This is a genomic window from Mesorhizobium sp. WSM2561, assembly GCF_000513915.1.
GTDB classification, from domain to species: Bacteria; Pseudomonadota; Alphaproteobacteria; order Rhizobiales; family Rhizobiaceae; genus Mesorhizobium; species Mesorhizobium muleiense.
The window spans coordinates 120,835-139,656 of the sequence record NZ_AZUX01000015.1 but is presented as its reverse complement, the minus strand read 5'-3'; the positions used below and the strand labels follow the sequence as shown (position 1 = coordinate 139,656).

Sequence of the window (18,822 nt, the reverse complement as noted above, 5' to 3'; positions counted from 1 at the left end):
CCGCCGATGACCTTGTCCGTCTTTTTTGCGGTGCTTGCTGCCGCCGCCATGCACGCGATCTGGAACGCGCTGGTCAAGGTCCATCTCGACCGCTTTTTGTCGATCACGCTGATGACGCTCGGCATGGGCGCCGTGGCGCTTCTGGCGCTGCCTTTCGTCGAGGTGCCGAAAGCGGACGTGTGGCCTTACATCATCGCCTCGGTAATCTTCCACATGGGCTACAGGACGTTCCTGATCGCCGCCTACAAGGCCGGCGATTTCGCCCAGACCTATCCGCTGGCGCGCGGTACCGCACCGCTGCTGGCTGCACTTGGCGGCATCGTGGTCGTCGCCGAAGTTCCGGCGCCGCTCGCCATTCTCGGCATTGTTCTCTTGTCGGCCGGGACGCTGGTGCTGTCGTTTCGCGGCGGCGCGCATCTGGAAAGGCTGAACCTGCGCGCCGTAGGCTTTGCGCTGGGCACCTCGATCTTCATTGCCGGCTATACGCTGTCCGACGGCAGCGGCGCGCGGCTGGCCGCGACGGCGTCGAGCTATGCCGCATGGCTGTTCGTCTGCGATGCGCTGTGGGCGCTGGTGCTGTGCCTGATCTTCCGCGGACCAAAGGCGCTGCCGGTCCTGGCGCGCGACTGGAAGGCGGGCGTGTACACCGGCGTGCTCAGCGGCGCCGCCTACTGGATCGTGATGTGGGCGATGACCAAGGCGCCGATCGCCTCGGTCGCGGCGCTGCGCGAAACCTCGATCCTGTTCGCCATGATGATCTCGGTGTTTGCGCTCGGCGAGAAGATGACGGCGTGGCGCGGTGCCGCCGTGCTCAGCATCGTTGCCGGCGTCGTCGCGCTGAGGCTTGGATAGGCTAAAGCGCGTCGCGTTCGACCACCTGACGCGACGCGCTTTAGATTGTTGTTTTATGCATGTCGTTAACGCAAAACCGCTGCACACTTTTGCGCGACATGCATTAAGCGCCTATCTCGAGGTCGAACACCATCAGCCCGTCGGTTCCGCCTTCAAGCGCCGCGACCAGCCGAGCGCCGGCTCGGCTGTGAGCCTCATGCACCAGATAGGCGTCGCGTGCGGCGGCATCGCGGAAGTCGATGGTGAAGCCGTGCGTGAAGCCGCGCGCGAACGGTTCTGGGCTGACATTGGCGCTGAATTCGACCTTGCCCATACCGTCGATCACCCGCCGCAGCGCCTCAAGATCGGCATGGATTGCCGCGCGCTCGTCGTCGGTGATGTCATTGCGGAATCGAGCGAAAACACAATGCCTGATCATTCTTGGAATCTCATGCCGCTTGGTTGGTGGAAAACACGGCCGGCGGCAGCGGGACGCGGCCAAGGATCAGATCGGCGCCTTTTTCGCCGACCATGATGGTTGGCGCATTGGTGTTGGAGGATGGGATGCGCGGCATCACCGACGCGTCGCAGACGCGCAAGCCCTCGATACCACGCAGCCTGAGATCGGGCGTCACCACGCTCATCGCATCATGACCCATGCGGCAGGTGCCGACAGGGTGGTGGTCGGTCTTGGAACTGCGGCAGGCATAGTCGAACAGCTCGTCGTCGCTGGTGAGTGTCGGTCCCGGCAGCACCTCGCGCAGCACGTAGGGGGCCAGCGCTTTCTGCCGCATGATCTCGCGTGCCAGCCTGAGGCCCTTGATCGACATGTCGCGGTCGTAGGGATCGGACCAGTAGTTCGGGTCGATCAGCGGGTGGTCGGCGGGGTCGGCGCTGTTCAGCCGCACCGTGCCGCGCGATCGAGGGCGCAGGAAGGCCGAGTTCAGCGTCACGCCCGGATTTTTCAGTTTTTCGACACCGGCCTCGATGCCGGAGCCGAGGCCGAGATGGAGCTGGATGTCGGGCGAGGCGGCGGTCGGGTCGGCGTACCAGAAGCCGCCGGTCTCGAACAGGCTGGAGGCAACCGGGCCTTTTTTCAACAGCAGGTACTGCAGGCCGGCCCACACCGTCCGGTGCAGCTTGGCGTAGTTGTCGTAGGTGTGGTCGCCGGTGCATTCGGCAATGACGAACAGGTCGAGATGATCCTGCAGGTTGGAACCGACGCCGGGCAGATCGTGTACCGGCGTCACGCCGACCGACTTCAGATGGTCGGCCGGGCCGATGCCCGACTGCATCAGCAGCTTCGGCGAGCCGATGGCGCCGGACGAGACGATGACTTCGCGTTCGGCACGCAGGATTTTCTTCTCGCCGCCCGGCCTGTCGACGATCTCGACACCGACGGCGCGGCCCTTGTCGATGACGATGCGCGTGACCAGCATATCTGTCCTGACGGTCAGGTTCTTGCGCGCGCGGATCGGCCTGAGATAGGCGACCGAGGCGGAGGAGCGTCTCGCGTCCTTCTGCGTCAATTGATAATAACCGACGCCTTCTTGGGCCATACCGTTGAAGTCGGGATTGAAGGGAATGCCCATCTCCTGTCCGGCGCGGAAATAAGCCTCGCAGATCGGCAGCGGCGCAATCGGGTTCGACACACCGAGCGGACCCTGGTCGCCGTGAAAATCGTTGGCGTAGCGCTGGTTGTTCTCGGCCCGCTTGAAATAGGGCAGCACGTCGCGATAGCCCCAGCCGGCAAGGCCCTCGTCCTTCTCCCAGGCGTCGTAGTCGCGGGCGTTGCCGCGTGTATAGATCTGGGCGTTGATGGAGGAGCCGCCGCCGATCACCTTGGCCTGCGTGTACCGGAAGACGCGGTCCTTCATGTGCTTTTGCGGCACGGTCGACCAGCCCCAGGCGGCAATGCCCTTGGTCATCTTGGCGAAGCCGGCCGGCATGTGGATCAGCGGGTGCCAGTCCTTGCCGCCCGCTTCGAGCAGCAGCACTGAATTCGATGGCTCTTCGCTCAGCCGGTTGGCCAGGACGCAGCCGGCCGGGCCGGCGCCGACGATGATGTAGTCGGTCATGGCGTCACCTGTTCACAGCCTCGGCACCGACAGCGCGCCGTCGACATTGATGATCGAGCCGGTCGAAAAGCCGAGCTTGCCGCCGGCGAGTGCCACTACGGCGGCGGCGACATCGGCGGCTTCGCCCCAGCGCTTGGCCGGCACCAGACCGCCGTCGATCAGCGCGTCGTATTTGGCCGCTACCCCTGCGGTCATGTCGGTGTGGATGATGCCCGGCCGCACCTCGAACACGCCGATATTTTCGGCGGCGAGGCGAAGCGCCAGTGTTTTCACCCACATCGAAAGTCCGGCCTTGGAGATGCAGTAGTCGGCACGTTCCGGCGAGGCCATTTCGGCGCTGACCGAGGTGATGGTGATGATCGATTTTGGGTGGTCAGCCGGCGCCGCAAGCATCGCCCTGGCAACGGCCTGGCTGAGGAAGACGGTGCCGCGCAGGTTGATGGCGAGGATCCGGTCGAAGTTTTCCGGTTTCAATTCCAGCAGGTCGCCGCGTACCACGGGGCCGATGCCGGCATTGTTGACCAGGCAGTCGATGCGGCCGAAGGCGCTTGTCGCGGCATCGACCAATGCGGCATGGTTGTCGAGATCGGCGATGTCGCCGCAATGGTAGGCGAATTTCGCGCCGCGGGCGGTGATGTCAGCGGCAAGCCCGTCGCCGGCTTTTTCGGCAAGGTCCACGACAAGGATATCGAAGCCCGCATCGGCCAGCGCTTCGGCGCAGGCAAGGCCGATGCCGCGCGCGCCGCCGGTGACGATGGCTGCCGGGCGGGTCATGTGAAGATGTTCCTTTGGATGTCAGCGCCGCCCCTCACCCTTACCCATTCCGGGGCGAGCCGCTTGTCTCGCCCGTCCTTCGGACCCCCGTGAAGAACGGGGAGAGGGGGATCGCCAGCGTTGCGGCAAGATCCCTTATCCCCGTTCACGGGGAGAAGGTGCCGGCAGGCGGATGAGGGGCGGCGCAGACCGATCACGCGACAAGCTCCGTCTTGCGGATGTGGTCGGCAACGCGCAGCGCTTGTGCGGCGATCGACAGCGCCGGATTGACCGCGGCTGAGTTCGGCAGGAAGCCAGCGTCGACGACAAACAGGTTCTTGTGGTCGAACGAGCGGCAGAACGGGTCGAGCGGCGAGGTTGCCGGATCGTCGCCCATTTTGACCGTGCCGCACTGGTGCGACGGCGTGCGCTTGTCGAAAGGCCGCGACAGGACGATCGGATAGCCGCAGGCGCGGAAGTTTTCACGCATCACCCTGGTCAGCCCGTCGAGAGACTGCATGTTGGAGCGCCGCCACTGCATGACGATGTCCTTGCCGTCGACCATAATGCGGCTTTCGGGGTCCGGCAGGTCCTCGCACATCAGGTACCAGTCGACGGCGTGGCCAGCCATGAAGTCCAGCGCGAATTTGGGCGCAAGCTTGACGTTGGCCCTCAGGATATGACCGTCGATCTTGCCGAGAAGCTGGACGTTGCCGAGCGGCTTGCCGCCCTTGCCGTCGGATAGATAGTAGTCGTTGAGCATCAGCGTTTTCTGGTAGACGGAGGTGTTCCTGCGGCGCGGGTCGATCGCCAGCATGGCGCTCGAATTGTGGTTCATGAAGTTGCGGCCGACCTGGTCGGAGCGGTTGGCAAGGCCGTTTCCGTTCGGGGACGGCGAACGCAGCAGGATGGCGGCGGAATTGACCGCGCCAGCCGAGAGGATGACCAGTTTCGGCGTCACTTTCTTCAGCCTGCCGTCCTGGCGATAGTGAACGGCGGCGATCGTCCTGGCATCCGATGAGGCTTCGAGGTATTCGACATGAGCACCGGTCTCGAGCCTGATGTTCCGGTCGGCAAGTGCCGCTGTCAGCGGCCCCGATTGGGCGTCGACCTTACCGGTCCCGGTGTTAGGAAACGCGTCCCAGCCTGTCTTGCCGTCCTTTAGCCAGGCATCGATGTCGACGCCGAGCGGCAGCGATGCCGGATGCAGGCCGAGGCCCATGAGTTCGGCGCGGGCGCGGGCGATCGGCGGCTCGTCCGGCACCGGCCCGAAGGGGTAGGGGATCGAGTGGAACGGCTCGGTCGGGTCTTCGCCGAGTGCGCCGCGCACGCGAAAAAGCTGCTCGGCCCTGGAGTACCAGGGCTCGAATTCCTCATAGGAGAACGGCCAGGCCGGCGAGACGCCGCCATAGTGCTCCATCTCCGAAAAGTCTTCCTTGCGGTAGCGGATCAGCACCGCGCCATAGAATTTCGAATTGCCGCCGACATAGTAATAATTGCCGGGATTGAACGCAGCACCCCCGGCCTCGCGCCATATCTCCTTCGGCCGGTAGTGGCCGTCGACGAAGATGGCGCGCGTGTCGCGCGTGTGCGGCGTCGCCGGCAATAGTTCGCCGCGCTCCAGCATCAGGATCGAGGCGCTACTGCCGGCAAGGCCGGAAGCGATCGTGGCGCCGCCGATGCCGGAGCCGATAATGACGATGTCCGGGTTTGTCATGGCTGTCAGAGGATGCGGTTCTCGGTCGCCGGATCGAAGAACACCGCCTTGGTCAGGTTGAAGGCGAGCGGCGTGCTGGTGCCCGGCTGGATGTTGGCGTCGGCGCGCAGACGCGCCACCACCGCCTTGCCGCCGAGATTGGTGACGGCGAAGGTGTCGGAGCCGGCCGGTTCCACGACTTCGATGTGACAGTCGGCGGTGGCGATGTTCGATGCGTTGCGTTCGGCTCCTTCAGGATCGGTCAGGGCCTCGGGGCGGACGCCAAAAATGATCGGCTTGTCGTGGAATGCCGACAGGCCCGTCGGCGCATCGGCCAGCGGCAGCGAGATCGGCTCGCGCGCCTCGCGCTGCAGCACCACGGAAAGCGCATTGCCATTGCCGCCGATCGTCGCCGGGATCAGGTTCATCGCCGGCGAGCCCATGAAATCGGCAACAAACAGGTTGGTCGGGTTGTTGTAGATTTCGGCAGGCGTGCCGAACTGCTGCACCTCGCCGTCGCGCATCACCGCAATCTTGGTGGCCAGCGTCATCGCCTCGATCTGGTCGTGGGTGACGTAGACGATTGTTGTGCCGGTGGTCGCATGCAGACGCTTGATTTCGATGCGCATGTCGACGCGCAGCTTGGCGTCGAGATTGGAGAGCGGCTCGTCGAAGAGAAAGAGCTTGGGGTCGCGCACCAGTGCCCGGCCCATGGCGACGCGCTGGCGCTGGCCGCCGGAAAGCTGGCTCGGCTTGCGCTGCAGGAGGTGGCCGATCTGCAGCACCTTCGCCACCTTGTCGATCGCCTTCTGGCGCTCCTGAGCCGGCACGCCGCGCATCTCCATGCCGAAGGCAATGTTTCCCGCGACGGTCATGTTCGGATAGAGCGCGTAGCTCTGGAACACCATGGCGATGTCGCGCTTCGAAGGGTGGAGATCGTTGATCGTGCGGCCGTCGACGCGGATTTCGCCTTCAGTGATGGTTTCCAGGCCGGCGATGGTGTTGAGCAAGGTCGACTTGCCGCAGCCGGACGGGCCGACCAGCACGAGGAAGCCGCCCTTTTCGAGATCGACGTCGATGCCCTTCAGGATCTCGACCGATCCGAACCGCTTCCTCAGCCCATCAATTTCGAGAAAAGCCATTCGATTATCCTTTGACGGCGCCGGCCATCAGGCCGCGCACGAAATAGCGGCCAGCGACCACATAGACGAGAAGGGTCGGCAGTGCGGCGATCATCGCCGCCGCCATGTTGACGTTGTATTCGACGACGCCGGTCGAGGTGTTGACGACGTTGTTCAGCGCCACGGTCATCGGCATTGCGTCGCCGGTGCCGGCATAGGCCGAGGCGAACAGGAAGTCGTTCCAGATGTTGGTGAACTGGTAGATGACGGTGACGACGAAGATCGGCATCGAATTCGGCAGCATGATGCGCCGGAAAATCTGGAAGAAGCTGGCACCGTCGACCTGTGCCGCCTTGACCAGTTCGGTCGGGAACGCCTCGTAATAATTGCGGAAGAACAAGGTGGTGAAGCCAAGCCCGTAGACGACGTGGACAAAGACCAGGTTGACCGTCGGATTGCCCAGGCCGAATGAAAATCCCGTGGCGTTTCGCAGCGTCACGCCGAAACGGCCGAGGCTGCCGAGGATCGTCGCCATCGGCAACAGCACGGACTGGAATGGAATGAAGCAGGCAAACAGCATCAGCCCGAAAACCAGCGTGTGGCCGCGGAAGCGCCATTTGGTCAGCACATAGCCGTTGAGCGCGCCGAGCAGCGTCGAGATCAGCACCGCTGGAACCACCATCTTGATGGAATTCCAGAAATAGCCCTTGATGCCGGCGCAGGTCAGGCCGACGCACGTCTCGCCCCACGCCTTCAGCCACGGCTCGAAGGTCGGCGCCTGCGGCAGCGCCAGCATGTTGCCGTTCTGGATCTCGTCCATGGTCTTGAACGAGGTCACCAGCATGACGAACAGCGGCATCAGGTAGAACAGCGCGAACAGCGCCAGCAGGCCGTAGATGACGATGCGGTTGACGGTCCGGGCGCTGATGCCGCCAGTGCTCTGGCGAGCGGGCGTGGCAATGACGCTCATCGCGGTCGCTCCCTGAGCTCGGAGTAGAGATAGGGCACGATGATGGCGGTGATCGTCATCAGCATGATCACGGCGCTGGCTGAGCCGACGGCCATCTCGTTGCGCTTGAAAGTGTACTCGTACATGAAGTTCGACGGCAGCCAGGCCGAGCCGCCGGGCCCGCCGCTGGTCAGTGCTACGACCAGATCGTAGGACTTGATGGCGAGGTGCGCGAGCACGATGAAGGCCGACAGGAAGATGGGCCGCAGCAGCGGGATGACGATGCGCCGATAGAGCTGGAAGGTGGTGGCGCCGTCGATCTGCGCCGCCTTCATGATCTCGCCGTCAATGCCGCGCAGGCCGGCCAGGAACATCGCCATGATGAAACCCGAGGCCTGCCAGACGCCGGCGATCACCACGGTGTAGATGACGAAATCCTTGTTCTTGATCCAGTCGAAATGGAAGCTCGTCCAGCCCCATTGATGCAGCGTCTGCTCCAGGCCGAGGCCGGGATCGAGGAACCATTTCCAGGCGACGCCGGTGACGATGAAGGACAGCGCCATCGGATAAAGATAGATCGGCCGCAACATGCCTTCGCCGCGGATTTTCTGGTCGAGCAGGATCGCCAGGAAAAGGCCGAGCGCCAGGCAGATGAAGATGTAGAGAAAGCCGAAAATGCCCATATTGGTGATCGACGTGTACCAGCTCGACGGCGGGTCGCTCTCGAAGGTCCAGCGCCACAGCCGCTGATAGGCACGCGGCCCGGTCAGCGTATAGGACGGGAACGTCTTGGAATTGGTGAAGGACAGATAGACCGTCCACAGGATGAAGCCGTAGACGAAGACGATGGTGATCGCAAAGCTTGGCGCCAGCACGATCTTCGGCAAGGCGTCCTGCAGGCGCGAACGCACCGACGCGCCCGGGCGCGCATTATGCTCCGGCGTCAGCTTGATCTGGGTCGCGACCGTTGTCATGGGCTCCTCCCTCGCGGGTCCCTTCACCGCCAGGCGGGGAAGGATAGCCCCGCCGAGACGGGGCGTGTTGGTTGATCGCCGGCGCCATTCCGACCAGAGGCCGACCATCCTGGCTTGGTGGAACCTTCCCCACCGGAGCGGGGAAGGTCCTTTCATGCCGGTTCCTACTTGGCGTCTTCGATTGCGTTGACCAACTGGGTCACGGCCTCGTCCGAGGTCTTGATCTGGCCGTGGACGAATTTCGAGACGACGTCCTTGTAGGCATTGGCGACGGCGGGCGGCGCGCCATAGCCTTGCGCCAGCGAACCGAACAGCGTGCCGCCTTCGTTGGCGGCCTTCAGGTCGGCCATGCCCTTCTTGCCGCAAGCGTCGAAGTCGGTGTCGGGCACGTCGGTGCGGGCCGGGACCGAGCCCTTGACGACGTTGAAAGCCGACTGGAAGCTCTTCGACAAAGTGGCGGTGGCCAAGGCGACCTGCGCGGCCTTGCGGTCCTCCGGAACGTCGAACATGCCGAACATGTCGGAGTTGTAGACCACGCTGCCGTCGGTGCCCGGGAAGCGGTAGCACAGGAAGTCGGTGCCCGGGGTCTTCTTGGCGGCGTTGAATTCGCCCTTGGCCCAGTCGCCCATCACCTGCACCAGCGCATCACCCTTGATGACCATGGCGGTGGCGAGGTTCCAGTCGCGGCCGGAGAAGTTCGGGTCGACATAGGTGACGAGCTTGGCAAGGTTGTCGAACGACTTCTTCATCGTGTCGGACTTCAGCTGCTCCTCGTCGAGGTCGTTGAAGGCCTTCTTGTAGAACTCAGGTCCGCCGGTCGACAGCACGACCGAATCGAACATGGTGGCTTCCTGCCAGTTCTGGCCCCCAAGCGCGAGCGGGATGACGCCCGCCGCCTTGGCCTTGTCGAGCAGCGCGATGAATTCGTCGAAAGTCTTGGGCTCGGTGCCGCCGATCTTGTCCATCACCGCCTTGTTGATCCACAACCAGTTGACCGAGTGGACGTTGACCGGAGCCGCGACCCACTTGCCGTCATAGACCGAGAATTTCTGCAGGGCGGCCGGCACCGATTTGTCCCAGCCTTCCTTTACCGCCGTCTCGGTCAGGTCGCCCATCACGCCGGCCGCGGCGTAATCGAGCACGGTATAGCCGAGCATCTGCGAGGCGGTCGGGTAGTTGCCGGCCGCGACCATCGCCTTCAGCGCGGTCATGGCGGCGTCGCCGCCGCCGCCGGCCACGGGCACGTCCTTCCAGGCAAATCCTTGCTTGGCCAGATCCTCCTTGAGCACGTTCAAGGCAGCCGCTTCGCCGCCAGACGTCCACCAATGCAGCATCTCGACTTCCTTGACGTCCTGGGCATGGGCCGCGAACGCAAGACCCGAGCCGAGAGCCGTTCCGATAAGCAGTTTGCGCAACATGTACTTCCTCCCTTGTTGCAGCTACACGACCGGCGGCTGTCCGCCGGGTTCTTCACAGCTCAGCCGACCCACCATCCGGTGCGCTGGCCGCGATGAAACTGGATTGTCTTTTCCTCGGTATAATCCTCGACGGCGCGCTTGCCGAGTTCGCGTCCGAGACCGGATTGCTTGTAGCCTCCGAAAGGCAGCTCGGGATAACCTTCCATGAACGTGTTCACCCAAACGGTTCCCGAACGCACACTCCGCGCCACCGACATGCAGGTGTCGATGCTGGCGCTCCACACGCCCGCCGACAGACCATAGGGCGTGTTGTTGGCGATGCGCAACGCCTCTTCAATCGATCCAAACGTCAGCACCGACAGCACTGGGCCGAACACTTCCTCACGTGCAATGGCCATGTCTTCGGTGACGCCGCGAAGGATGGTCGGATCGAGATACTGACCGGCATTGGAGGCGATCTGCTTGCCGCCGCTATAGATGCTGCTGCCGTCGTTTGCCGCCGCCGCCACGTAGCCGGTCACCTTGGAGAGGTGCTCGGAAGAGATCATCGCGCCGACCTTGGTGCTGTCATCGAGCGGATCGCCGACGGTGACCCTGGCGGTGAGCGCCTTCACCGTGTCGAGGAAGTCGTCGGCGATCGCCTCATGGACGATTAGCCGGCTGCCGGCGTTGCAGCATTCGCCGGCGTTGAAGAAGCCGCCGAACACCGCCGCGTCGGCGGCGGCTTCGAGGTCGGCATCTGGAAAGACGATCTGGCCGTTCTTGCCGCCGAGCTCCATCGAGACCTTCTTCAGCGCGTTCGCAGCCGATGCCATGGTCACCTTGCCGACCCGGGTGGAACCGGTGAACGACACCATCTCGACCAGCGGATGGCTGACCATCGGCGCGCCAACATCAGTGCCCAGTCCAGCGAGGATGTTGACAACGCCATCCGGCAAGCCGGCCTGCATCAGGATGTCGCCGAGCACGAAGGTCGAGGCCGAGGTCATCTCGCTCGGCTTGACCACTGCCGTGCAGCCGGCGGCGAGCGCGAACGGCAGTTTCTGGCTGACGATGAGGAACGGAAAATTCCATGGCGTGATGATCGAGACGACGCCGATCGGTTCACGCAGCACGACGCCCAGCATGGCGTCGCCGAGATTGGCGTAGCTCTCGCCATGGAGCGTGCGGGCAAGCGCCGCGGCATAGCGCCAGATGTCGACGGCGCCGCCGATCTCGCCGCGCGCCTGGGCGATCGGCTTGCCGGATTCCAGCGCGTCGAGCCGGGCAATCTCCTCGAGCCGCGCCTCGATCAGGTCCGCCGCCTTGAGCAGGACCGTGGCGCGCTCGCCGGCCTTCATGCGCGGCCAGGGGCCGGTCTCAAAAGCCTTGTGCGCGGCCTGTACCGCCGCCTCGACTTCCTCTTCGCCAGCTTGCGCATAGCGCGAAACGGTGAAGCCGTGGCCGGGGCTGTTGCGCTCCAGCGTGCGGCCGTCGCGGGCATCGACGAACTTGCCGTCGATCAGCAGCCGGTAGGTCTTCGGTGCTGCGGATGCCTCGGCGGGCATGGCGATGGTGAGGGGCAAGTTCATGTGAGGTTCCGCTCGCATTCTCATGATCTTGAAAACGCTGGTTTCCGCTTGGCCTTGAAAGCGTCGACACCAGCCTTGAGGTCTCCAGTGAGCGCGATGAAGCCGCTGGCCAACGCCTCTGTCGCGGCAGCACTTTCCTCGCCCTCGGCGACCGCGATCATCAGCTTGGCGGCCTCGGTTGCCAGCGGGCCGCGCTCGGCGATCTTGCCGGCCCAGGCCTTGGCCTCGGTGAATGCATTGCCTGTTTCGGCCACCCGGTCGACGATGCCCAGAGCGAGTGCTTCGGACGCCACGAACGTCTCGCCGCCGATTGCCATGCGCCGCACCGTCTGCGCGCCGAAGCGGCGCACCGCGCGCTGCGTGCCGGACCAGCCGGGCACCACGCCGATCGAGGTTTCCGGAAAACCTAATTTGACCTGCGCCTCGGCGACGCGGAAGTCGCAGGCGACCGCCAGTTCCAGCCCGCCGCCCAGCGCATGGCCGGACAGAACGGCGATCGTCGGCTGCCGCAACCGCGCCAGCCGGTCGAAGACGCGGTGGCCGTAGCGAACCCATTGCACCTGGAAATCGGCGGCGCCCATTTGCGACCACGCTTCGACATCGCCGCCGGCGCAAAAGCCCTTGCCTTCGCCGCACAGCAGCACGACGCGGACGCCGTCCGCGGCCTCGGCCGTATCGAGCGCGGCTTCCAGCGCGCGCAGCATCGGGATGTCGAGCGCGTTGAATTTCTCCGGCCGGCGCAGCGTGACGATGCCGAGGTCGCCGTCGGTTTTAAAGGTGACGAGTCGCTCAGCCATGCGCGCCTCCAAGTGAGGCGCCGCCATTGAGCGACAGTCCGATCGGCCGGTCACGGTAGAGCGCGTCCGGCGTGACCTTCAGGTCGTTGGCGACGGCGAGCGGGATCTCGGCCTGCGCCAGCACGTCGCGCTCGAGGTCGATGCCCGGTGCCAACTCGGTCACCATCAGCCCATCCGGCGTCAGCTTCATGACGCAGCGCTCGGTGACATAGGTGATGTCCTGTCCTTGCGCGACAGCGCGCTTGCCGGAGAAGGAGATGTGCTCGACCTCGCCGACCACCTTCTTGACCTTGCCTTCCCCGTCGATGCGGATGCCGCCATCGGCCAGCGACAGTTTGGCGCCGGCATTGAAGAAACCGGAAAAGACGATCTTCTTGGCCCGCGCGGTGATGTCGACGAAACCGCCGGCGCCGGCAGTGACATGCGGTCTGGCCGAAAGCTTCGACACGTTGACCGAGCCGTGGCGGTCGATCTGCAGGAAGGACAGCAGCGACGCGTCGAAACCGCCGCCCTGGAAATAGATGAACTGGTGCGGCGAGGGCATGATGGCCTCGGCATTAGAGGCGCAGCCGAACTTGAAGTCGAGCAGCGGCACGCCGCCGACCGCGCCCTGTTCGATCACCCAGGTGACCTTGCCGTGCTGGCCTTCCTCGATAAGGATGCGCGGCACGTTGGCCGAGATGCCGAAACCGATGTTGACGGCCATGCCGTCGGCAAGCTCCATGGCGACGCGTCGCGCGATGACCTTCTGGACACTCATCTCGGCGTTGCGGAAAGTCGACAGCGGCCGGAAGATCTCGCCGGAGATGGCCGGGTCGTAGGGTGTCAGCGTCGTCTGCAACTGGTCGGGTGCCACCACGATATGGTCGACCAGCACACCGGGCACGCGCACATCATGCGGCTTCAGCGTGCCGTTCTCGACGACGCGCTTGACCTGCGCGATGACGATGCCACCGTTGTTGCGGGCGGCGAGCGCCTGTTCCAGCCCGCCGAGATAAGCGCCCTCGTGCTCATAGGTCAGGTTGCCGCGCTCATCGGCGGTGGTGGCGCGGATGATTGAGACGTCAGGCACGATCGAGCGGAAGTAGAGCCATTCCTCGCCGTCGAACTGCTGCACCGAAACGATCGGCTCGCTGGCCGCCGCGTTCATGGCACAGCCCTGATGACGCGGGTCGGCGAAGGTGTCGAGGCCGACCTTGGTCAGCACGCCAGGGCGCTTGGCAGCGGCCTCGCGATGCATGTCGAACAGGATGCCGGACGGCACGTTGTAGGCGGCGACCGAATTGTCACCGATCATCTTCCATATCTGCGGCGGCTCCGAAGAGGACGGGCCGGACGGATAGGAGCCGCACAGCGTGCGCTTCAACAGGCCGGGTTTGGCCAGATGGTCGATACCCCTGATTCCGTACATGTCGCCGGCGGCGATCGGGTGCAGCGTTGTGATGTCCTTCGGATGGCCTTGCGCGTCGAAGCGCTCGCCTATCGCGGCAAGCACCGCATCCGGGCAGCCGAGGCCGCTCGACGACGACACCGAAACGACCATGCCGTCGCCGATCAGGCTGGCGGCTTGCGCTGCGGAGACGAGTTTGCTCACCCTGCGCCCCCGAGGTTCGGGTCGATCGCGACCGATTTTCCGGACTTCGCGGATTGCAACGCCGCTTCGGCTGATGTCAGCGACCAGACGCCGTCCTCGCCGGTGGCCGACGGCTGGCCTTCGCCACCGATCGCCGCATGGAACTGGCGCAATGACCTGACATAGAGATCTTCGCGGTCGAAGCTCAATTCCTCCTCGCCCGTTGCCGTGCGCAGCAGCACAGAGCCGATCGGCTTCTGCGTCATCACATCTTTCGCGATCAGGGAGCCTTCGCTGCCATGCACCTCGAAGCCGGTGCCGGCGAATTTGGTGGTGAAACCCTCATGCGACTGGGCGATGATGCCCGATCTGAAGCGCCAGATGCACATGGCGCCATCTTCCAGCCCGCCGCTGGCCATGCCTGCGGCCTGGGTGAACGCCGAAACCTCGAGCGGATCGTCGCCGAGCACGAAGCGCAGCGTGTCGGTATCGTGCACGGTGATGTCGAGCACCACGCCGCCGCCGGCTTCCGGCCTGGTGATGCGCCAGCCCTGCAGATTTTCGGGCAGATAGACGGAGTGGAAGACGCGCGCGGCAATCGGCTTGCCGATGCGGCCGGCGGCAATGGCTTCGCGCATCGTCCGGTGCGAGCCGGCATTGCGCAGATGATGGTTGGTGCCGAGCACGAGACCTGCTGCCTTGGCGGCGGCGACCATTGTGCGCGCATCGGCGCTGGTCAGCGCCAGCGGCTTTTCGCACAACACATGTTTTCCCGCGGTGATGGCGGCCAGTGCCTGTTCGAGATGCAGTTCGTTGGTGGTCGAGATGTAGACGGCGTCGATGTCGGAGCCGAGCAATGCATCGAGCGTCGAGACGGCGAGCGCAATGCCGTTCTCCTTGGCATAGGCCGTAGCGCGCTCCGGGCTGGAACTCATCACCGCCGCGATCTCGCTGTTCGGTTGCGCGCGGATGGCGTTGATCACGAATTGCCTGGCGATCGTGCTTGCGCCGATCAGTCCCCATTTCACGGTCATGCCGCGTCTCCCATTCCGGCACGGCGATCAGGACCGCAACTGTCCCTGACGACGAGGTTGACGGCGCCGATATGATCCTCGGCGCGCGTGGTGCGCGACTGGATCATCTTCAGCATGACATGGGCGGCGCGCTCGCCGAGGCCTGCCGAATCCACCGCGACACTGGTCAGCGCCGGCATGTAGTGCTGGGCTTCGATCACGTCGTCGAAGCCGACAACTGCGAAATCCGCGCCGGGCTCGAGTCCCCGCTTGCGCAGCGCCAGCATGACGCCGAAGGCGACCGCATCGTTAAAACACAGCGCCGCGGTCGGCGGCTCGGCCATGGCGAGGGCCGTCTCCAGGCAGGCAATACCGCCCTTGCGGCTGGTTTCGCCTTCGACGACCAGTGTATCGCGCTTGGCGATGCCGAGCCCCTCGCAGGCCTCGCGAAAACCGCCCAGCCGCTCGTGATAGACTACCAGGTCCGATGAGCCGCCGAAGAAGGCCAGCCGGCGATGCCCTTTGCCGATCAGATGGGCGGTGGCGAGCCAGGCGCCGCGATGATTGTCGGGCGCGATCACCGGGATGCGGCTTTCAGGAAGGCGGCGCATGGTGAAGACGATCGGAAGGCCCGCCATCTCGATGCGGCGGAACGCACCGGGAGTCGTGCCGCGCGCCGGCGACACGATCAGCCCGGCGACACCTTGCTCCATCAGCGATTTCAGCACCTCTTCCTGGCGCACCGGGTTTTCCGCCGTGTTGGCGATGAACGGCACGATGCCCGCCGACTGGAACACACGCTCCATGCCGACCGCCATTTCGGCGAAGAACGGGTTGGTAAGGTCGTTGATGACCATGCCGATGACGTTGGAATGGGCCTTGCGCAGATTGGCGGCGCCGCGGTTGTAGACATAGCCGACATCCTCGATCGCCTTGCGAACCTTCAGCGCGGTCTCAGGTCGGATCAGTCCGCTGCCCTGCAGCACCAGCGACACCGTCGACTTGGACACGCCCGCCTCACGGGCAATGTCGAGTATCGTCGCCTTGGGCCTGCTGGCCATTCAGATACGTCCTCCGGTGTTTTCTGGCCGAATTTATTGGAACGTTCTAATTCTGAGCTGGATTTGAGTCAATCAGGATTTTTTCCCGAATTCGAAAAATCTCGCATCGGCGCTTAAATGCCGCTCTTAAACGACTTTCTTCGCTGCGATGCAGCATTCTGGGGTATGGATCGAGAATCCACAAAGGTCCTTGATTTGTTGGAACGTTCCATTTAATAGCGCGACCAAGGGAGAGATCGATGGACATTGCCTTGCCCGGGGAGGGCGATCGCAGCACTCGCTACCGCCTTGTCGGCCAGCCGGCACAGCCGGTGATCGGCGCGCGGTTTTCGCGTATCGCCTATGCCGCCGCCCATGTCGTTGCCGATCCCCTCGCGATGACCGATCCGTGGTCTCATCCTGCGGTCGACTGGGAGCGCACGATGGCGTTCCGCCATCATCTGTGGCGGCTCGGCTTCCGCATCGCCGAGGCGATGGATACCGCGCAGCGCGGCATGGGTTTCGACTGGACAAACGCCAGGGAATTGATCCGCCGCTCGATCGCCGAGGCGCGAACCGTCGAGGGCGCCGATCTCGCCTCAGGTGCCGGAACAGACCATCTGGCGCCGGGCGCCGCCAGGACGCTCGACGATGTCATCGCTGCCTATGAGGAGCAGTTCGATTTCATCGAAGGCCTGGGCGGCAAGGCGATCATGATGGCCAGCCGCGCACTGGCGGCTGTCGCCAAGGGTCCCGAAGACTATGCCAGCGTCTATGACCGCATCCTTCGCCAAGCCTCCGGCAAGGTCATCCTGCACTGGCTGGGCGACATGTTCGATCCGGCGCTGAAGAATTATTGGGGCAGCCATGATTTCGACACCGCGCTCGATACGGTCGTCGCCATCATCGAACGCCACCCCGGCAAGGTCGAGGGGATCAAGGTATCGCTGCTCGATGCCGGCAAAGAGGTTGCCCTGCGCAACCGGCTGCCGGAAGGCGTCGTCATGTTCACCGGCGACGACTTCAACTATCCCGAGCTGATCGCCGGCGACGGCGAAAGACACTCGCATGCGCTGCTCGGGATTTTCGACGCCATCGCGCCGGTCGCCAATGCCGCGCTGGCGAAACTGGCCGCTGGCGACCGCTCAGGCTATGACGCGCTGATGGCGCCGACGGTACCTCTGTCGCGGAAAATCTTCGAGGCGCCGACCGAATACTACAAGGCCGGTATCGTCTTCCTGGCGTGGTTGAACGGCCACCAGGACCATTTTTTGATGATCGGCGGCATGCAATCGGCACGCGGCATTTGCCACTATGCCGATGTGTTCCGCCTTGCCGACCAGGCCGGATTGCTGGTCGACCCGGAGCTTGCCATCGCCAGAATGGAGAACCTGTGCGCCGTGGCGGGTGTCTGACCGCCATACCACAAGAAGAGCTCGCCCGAATCTCCGATTTGGCTTGTCTCGGCAAATCTGTATGCGCTATGCGTCCGACGCAGGACCATCCGGCACGCCGACGCCAGATGGTCATAGCGGCCGTTCTGCATAGGGATACGCCAATGGACTTCGACCTAAGGGGCAAGCGCGTTTTCGTGGCCGGGCATCGCGGCATGGTCGGCTCGGCCATATTGCGCAGGCTGGCGGACGAGGATTGCGAGGTCCTGACGGCATCCCGCGATGAACTCGACCTGATGGACCAGGCCGGCGTGCGGCGCTGGATGGCTGGCCACAGGCCGGACGCGGTGGTGATGGCAGCGGCCAAGGTCGGCGGTATCCTGGCAAACAACAGGTTGCCGGTCGATTTTCTGCAGGACAATCTCATCATGCAGACCAATGTCATCGAGAGCGCCTTCCGCAACGAAGTGCAGAAATTGTTGTTTCTCGGTTCATCCTGCATCTATCCGAAGTTTGCGGCGCAGCCGATCTCCGAGGATGCCTTGCTGACCGGTCCGCTCGAACCGACCAACGAATGGTACGCGATCGCCAAGATCGCTGGGCTGAAACTGTGCCAGGCCTATCGGCGCCAATACGGTGTCGAGTACATCTCGGCGATGCCGACCAACCTCTATGGCCCCGGCGACAATTTCGACCTCTCCACCAGCCATGTCGTACCAGCCCTGATGCGCAAGGCGCACAAGGCCAAGCGCGCCGGCGACAAAACCCTGGAGGTCTGGGGATCGGGCACGCCGATGCGCGAGTTCCTGCATGTCGACGACGCCGCCGACGCTCTGGTCTGGCTGCTGAAAAATTATGCCGGCGACAGCCACGTCAATGTCGGCTCGGGCGAAGACATCACCATTGCCGAACTGGCCCGCACCATGCTCGCCGTCGTCGGCGCCGAGGCGGCGCTCACATTCGATGCGACGAAGCCGGACGGCACGCCGCGCAAGCTGATGGACGTGTCGCGCCTGTTCGCCACGGGCTGGCGCCCGCGCTACTCGCTTCAGAGTGGCTTGGAGCAGACCTATGCCTGGTTTCTCCAGCATATCGAGACGGGCGATCTCCGCCTCGGCGCGGCGTGATCTCAATCGACGCTGATTGCTGCTACCAGACATGACGGCCTGGGCGGCCGTGGCCAATGCAAAGTCGCTCGCCGACACGCTTGAACACCGTCTCGGATTCAGCTGGGAGAGCGATGCCTCCAACGGACACCAATTTCATATCGTCGAGGTGGCCGAAGAGATATTTTCTGCCGACTTCGCCAACTCCAGTGAGAGCATTGGCTGGCCCAAAGAATCAAGGCGTCCGATTCTTGGCATTCTCGAGAATCGGCGTTCGCCGTCCAGCCTGAAGCGCTCGTCAGACGAAGAAATCCGCGGGGCACGAGATGCGGCGGATTGTCTGGATGGTGGGCGTGACAGGGCTACCCCCATCGTCTTGAAGCCCAATGCTGCTGGGCATTCTGGTCAGGCAGGGAGACGAAATGCCTCCCTTCGATGCCTTCCTACTAGCAGCTATGCGGAATCGACGCAAACGCCTCGCTCACCATCAGAGAAGTATTGAACGTAC

The 18,822-nt window shown here is 63.9% G+C and carries 17 protein-coding genes; 4 read left to right on the top strand and 13 right to left on the bottom strand.

Going from position 1 to position 18,822, the window contains the following annotated elements; all coding sequences use genetic code 11:
- The first annotated feature begins 6 nt into the window (after positions 1 to 6).
- Complete coding sequence (locus M727_RS0114420) at positions 7 to 852, top strand: EamA family transporter (protein WP_027153279.1); 846 nt, start codon at positions 7 to 9, stop codon at positions 850 to 852.
- Positions 853 to 955: 103 nt separating this feature from the next.
- On the opposite strand, the gene M727_RS0114415 is transcribed toward M727_RS0114420, so the two are convergent.
- The 13 genes from M727_RS0114415 to M727_RS0114355 all read right to left on the bottom strand — a co-directional run bounded on the left by M727_RS0114415 (position 956) and on the right by M727_RS0114355 (position 15,835).
- Positions 956 to 1,270 carry a Dabb family protein gene (locus M727_RS0114415; protein ID WP_027153278.1) on the bottom strand — a complete coding sequence of 105 codons (315 nt, stop codon included), beginning with the start codon at positions 1,268 to 1,270 and terminating at the stop codon, positions 956 to 958.
- Positions 1,271 to 1,280: 10 nt separating this feature from the next.
- The gene (locus M727_RS0114410; RefSeq protein WP_027153277.1) at positions 1,281 to 2,909 is read right to left on the bottom strand and encodes a GMC family oxidoreductase N-terminal domain-containing protein; all 1,629 of its coding nucleotides are present in this window, start codon (positions 2,907 to 2,909) and stop codon (positions 1,281 to 1,283) included.
- Between the two features lie 12 nt (positions 2,910 to 2,921).
- Positions 2,922 to 3,683: a 3-ketoacyl-ACP reductase gene (locus tag M727_RS0114405; protein ID WP_027153276.1), complete on the bottom strand. Its 762-nt coding sequence runs from the start codon at positions 3,681 to 3,683 to the stop codon at positions 2,922 to 2,924.
- Between the two features lie 193 nt (positions 3,684 to 3,876).
- Entirely contained in the window at positions 3,877 to 5,379 is a 1,503-nt protein-coding gene (locus tag M727_RS0114400; RefSeq protein ID WP_027153275.1) for a GMC family oxidoreductase, read from the bottom strand.
- A gap of 5 nt (positions 5,380 to 5,384) precedes the next feature.
- A complete protein-coding gene (locus tag M727_RS0114395; RefSeq protein ID WP_027153274.1) occupies positions 5,385 to 6,500 on the bottom strand; it encodes an ABC transporter ATP-binding protein in 1,116 nt (371 codons plus the stop codon).
- A gap of 4 nt (positions 6,501 to 6,504) precedes the next feature.
- A complete protein-coding gene (locus tag M727_RS0114390; RefSeq protein WP_027153273.1) occupies positions 6,505 to 7,449 on the bottom strand; it encodes a carbohydrate ABC transporter permease in 945 nt (314 codons plus the stop codon).
- Positions 7,446 to 8,402 (bottom strand): sugar ABC transporter permease, encoded by a 957-nt coding sequence (locus M727_RS0114385; RefSeq protein WP_027153272.1) that lies wholly within the window; start codon positions 8,400 to 8,402, stop codon positions 7,446 to 7,448. Before M727_RS0114385 ends, M727_RS0114390 begins: the two co-directional genes overlap by 4 nt.
- A 164-nt stretch (positions 8,403 to 8,566) precedes the next feature.
- On the bottom strand, positions 8,567 to 9,820 hold the full coding sequence (locus tag M727_RS0114380; RefSeq protein ID WP_036262246.1) for an ABC transporter substrate-binding protein: 1,254 nt from the start codon (positions 9,818 to 9,820) through the stop codon (positions 8,567 to 8,569).
- A gap of 59 nt (positions 9,821 to 9,879) precedes the next feature.
- Positions 9,880 to 11,391: an aldehyde dehydrogenase family protein gene (locus tag M727_RS0114375; RefSeq protein ID WP_036262245.1), complete on the bottom strand. Its 1,512-nt coding sequence runs from the start codon at positions 11,389 to 11,391 to the stop codon at positions 9,880 to 9,882.
- Between the two features lie 20 nt (positions 11,392 to 11,411).
- Positions 11,412 to 12,188 carry an enoyl-CoA hydratase/isomerase family protein gene (locus tag M727_RS0114370; RefSeq protein WP_027153269.1) on the bottom strand — a complete coding sequence of 259 codons (777 nt, stop codon included), beginning with the start codon at positions 12,186 to 12,188 and terminating at the stop codon, positions 11,412 to 11,414.
- Positions 12,181 to 13,782 carry an acyl CoA:acetate/3-ketoacid CoA transferase gene (locus M727_RS0114365; protein ID WP_027153268.1) on the bottom strand — a complete coding sequence of 534 codons (1,602 nt, stop codon included), beginning with the start codon at positions 13,780 to 13,782 and terminating at the stop codon, positions 12,181 to 12,183. Before M727_RS0114365 ends, M727_RS0114370 begins: the two co-directional genes overlap by 8 nt.
- Entirely contained in the window at positions 13,779 to 14,795 is a 1,017-nt protein-coding gene (locus M727_RS0114360; RefSeq protein WP_027153267.1) for a Gfo/Idh/MocA family oxidoreductase, read from the bottom strand. The genes M727_RS0114365 and M727_RS0114360 overlap by 4 nt, the downstream gene beginning before the upstream one ends.
- Complete coding sequence (locus M727_RS0114355; RefSeq protein WP_023798089.1) at positions 14,792 to 15,835, bottom strand: LacI family DNA-binding transcriptional regulator; 1,044 nt, start codon at positions 15,833 to 15,835, stop codon at positions 14,792 to 14,794. The genes M727_RS0114360 and M727_RS0114355 overlap by 4 nt, the downstream gene beginning before the upstream one ends.
- A 239-nt stretch (positions 15,836 to 16,074) precedes the next feature.
- On the opposite strand from M727_RS0114355, the gene M727_RS0114350 reads away from it, so the two are divergent.
- The 3 genes from M727_RS0114350 (at position 16,075) to M727_RS41500 (ending at position 18,816) form a co-directional block, all read left to right on the top strand.
- Positions 16,075 to 17,229, top strand: a complete 1,155-nt coding sequence (locus tag M727_RS0114350; protein ID WP_036262244.1) for a dihydrodipicolinate synthase family protein — start codon at positions 16,075 to 16,077, stop codon at positions 17,227 to 17,229.
- 143 nt (positions 17,230 to 17,372) lie between these two features.
- The gene (locus M727_RS0114345; RefSeq protein WP_027153265.1) at positions 17,373 to 18,335 is read left to right on the top strand and encodes a GDP-L-fucose synthase; all 963 of its coding nucleotides are present in this window, start codon (positions 17,373 to 17,375) and stop codon (positions 18,333 to 18,335) included.
- A gap of 31 nt (positions 18,336 to 18,366) precedes the next feature.
- Complete coding sequence (locus M727_RS41500) at positions 18,367 to 18,816, top strand: hypothetical protein (RefSeq protein ID WP_156941537.1); 450 nt, start codon at positions 18,367 to 18,369, stop codon at positions 18,814 to 18,816.
- The last annotated feature ends 6 nt before the right edge of the window (positions 18,817 to 18,822 follow it).

What these genes read in the sequence shown, in the direction of transcription:
- M727_RS0114395 (WP_027153274.1), bottom strand. Translation starts at nt 6,500, where the DNA reads ATGGCTTTTCTCGAAATTGATGGGCTGAGGAAGCGGTTCGGATCGGTC.
- M727_RS0114400 (WP_027153275.1), bottom strand. Translation starts at nt 5,379, where the DNA reads ATGACAAACCCGGACATCGTCATTATCGGCTCCGGCATCGGCGGCGCC.
- M727_RS0114405 (WP_027153276.1), bottom strand. Translation starts at nt 3,683, where the DNA reads ATGACCCGCCCGGCAGCCATCGTCACCGGCGGCGCGCGCGGCATCGGC.
- M727_RS0114415 (WP_027153278.1), bottom strand. Translation starts at nt 1,270, where the DNA reads ATGATCAGGCATTGTGTTTTCGCTCGATTCCGCAATGACATCACCGAC.
- M727_RS0114410 (WP_027153277.1), bottom strand. Translation starts at nt 2,909, where the DNA reads ATGACCGACTACATCATCGTCGGCGCCGGCCCGGCCGGCTGCGTCCTG.
- M727_RS0114375 (WP_036262245.1), bottom strand. Translation starts at nt 11,391, where the DNA reads ATGAACTTGCCCCTCACCATCGCCATGCCCGCCGAGGCATCCGCAGCA.
- M727_RS0114420 (WP_027153279.1), top strand. Translation starts at nt 7, where the DNA reads ATGACCTTGTCCGTCTTTTTTGCGGTGCTTGCTGCCGCCGCCATGCAC.
- M727_RS0114370 (WP_027153269.1), bottom strand. Translation starts at nt 12,188, where the DNA reads ATGGCTGAGCGACTCGTCACCTTTAAAACCGACGGCGACCTCGGCATC.
- M727_RS0114345 (WP_027153265.1), top strand. Translation starts at nt 17,373, where the DNA reads ATGGACTTCGACCTAAGGGGCAAGCGCGTTTTCGTGGCCGGGCATCGC.
- M727_RS0114385 (WP_027153272.1), bottom strand. Translation starts at nt 8,402, where the DNA reads ATGACAACGGTCGCGACCCAGATCAAGCTGACGCCGGAGCATAATGCG.
- M727_RS0114360 (WP_027153267.1), bottom strand. Translation starts at nt 14,795, where the DNA reads ATGACCGTGAAATGGGGACTGATCGGCGCAAGCACGATCGCCAGGCAA.
- M727_RS0114350 (WP_036262244.1), top strand. Translation starts at nt 16,075, where the DNA reads ATGGACATTGCCTTGCCCGGGGAGGGCGATCGCAGCACTCGCTACCGC.
- M727_RS0114355 (WP_023798089.1), bottom strand. Translation starts at nt 15,835, where the DNA reads ATGGCCAGCAGGCCCAAGGCGACGATACTCGACATTGCCCGTGAGGCG.
- M727_RS41500 (WP_156941537.1), top strand. Translation starts at nt 18,367, where the DNA reads ATGACGGCCTGGGCGGCCGTGGCCAATGCAAAGTCGCTCGCCGACACG.
- M727_RS0114390 (WP_027153273.1), bottom strand. Translation starts at nt 7,449, where the DNA reads ATGAGCGTCATTGCCACGCCCGCTCGCCAGAGCACTGGCGGCATCAGC.
- M727_RS0114380 (WP_036262246.1), bottom strand. Translation starts at nt 9,820, where the DNA reads ATGTTGCGCAAACTGCTTATCGGAACGGCTCTCGGCTCGGGTCTTGCG.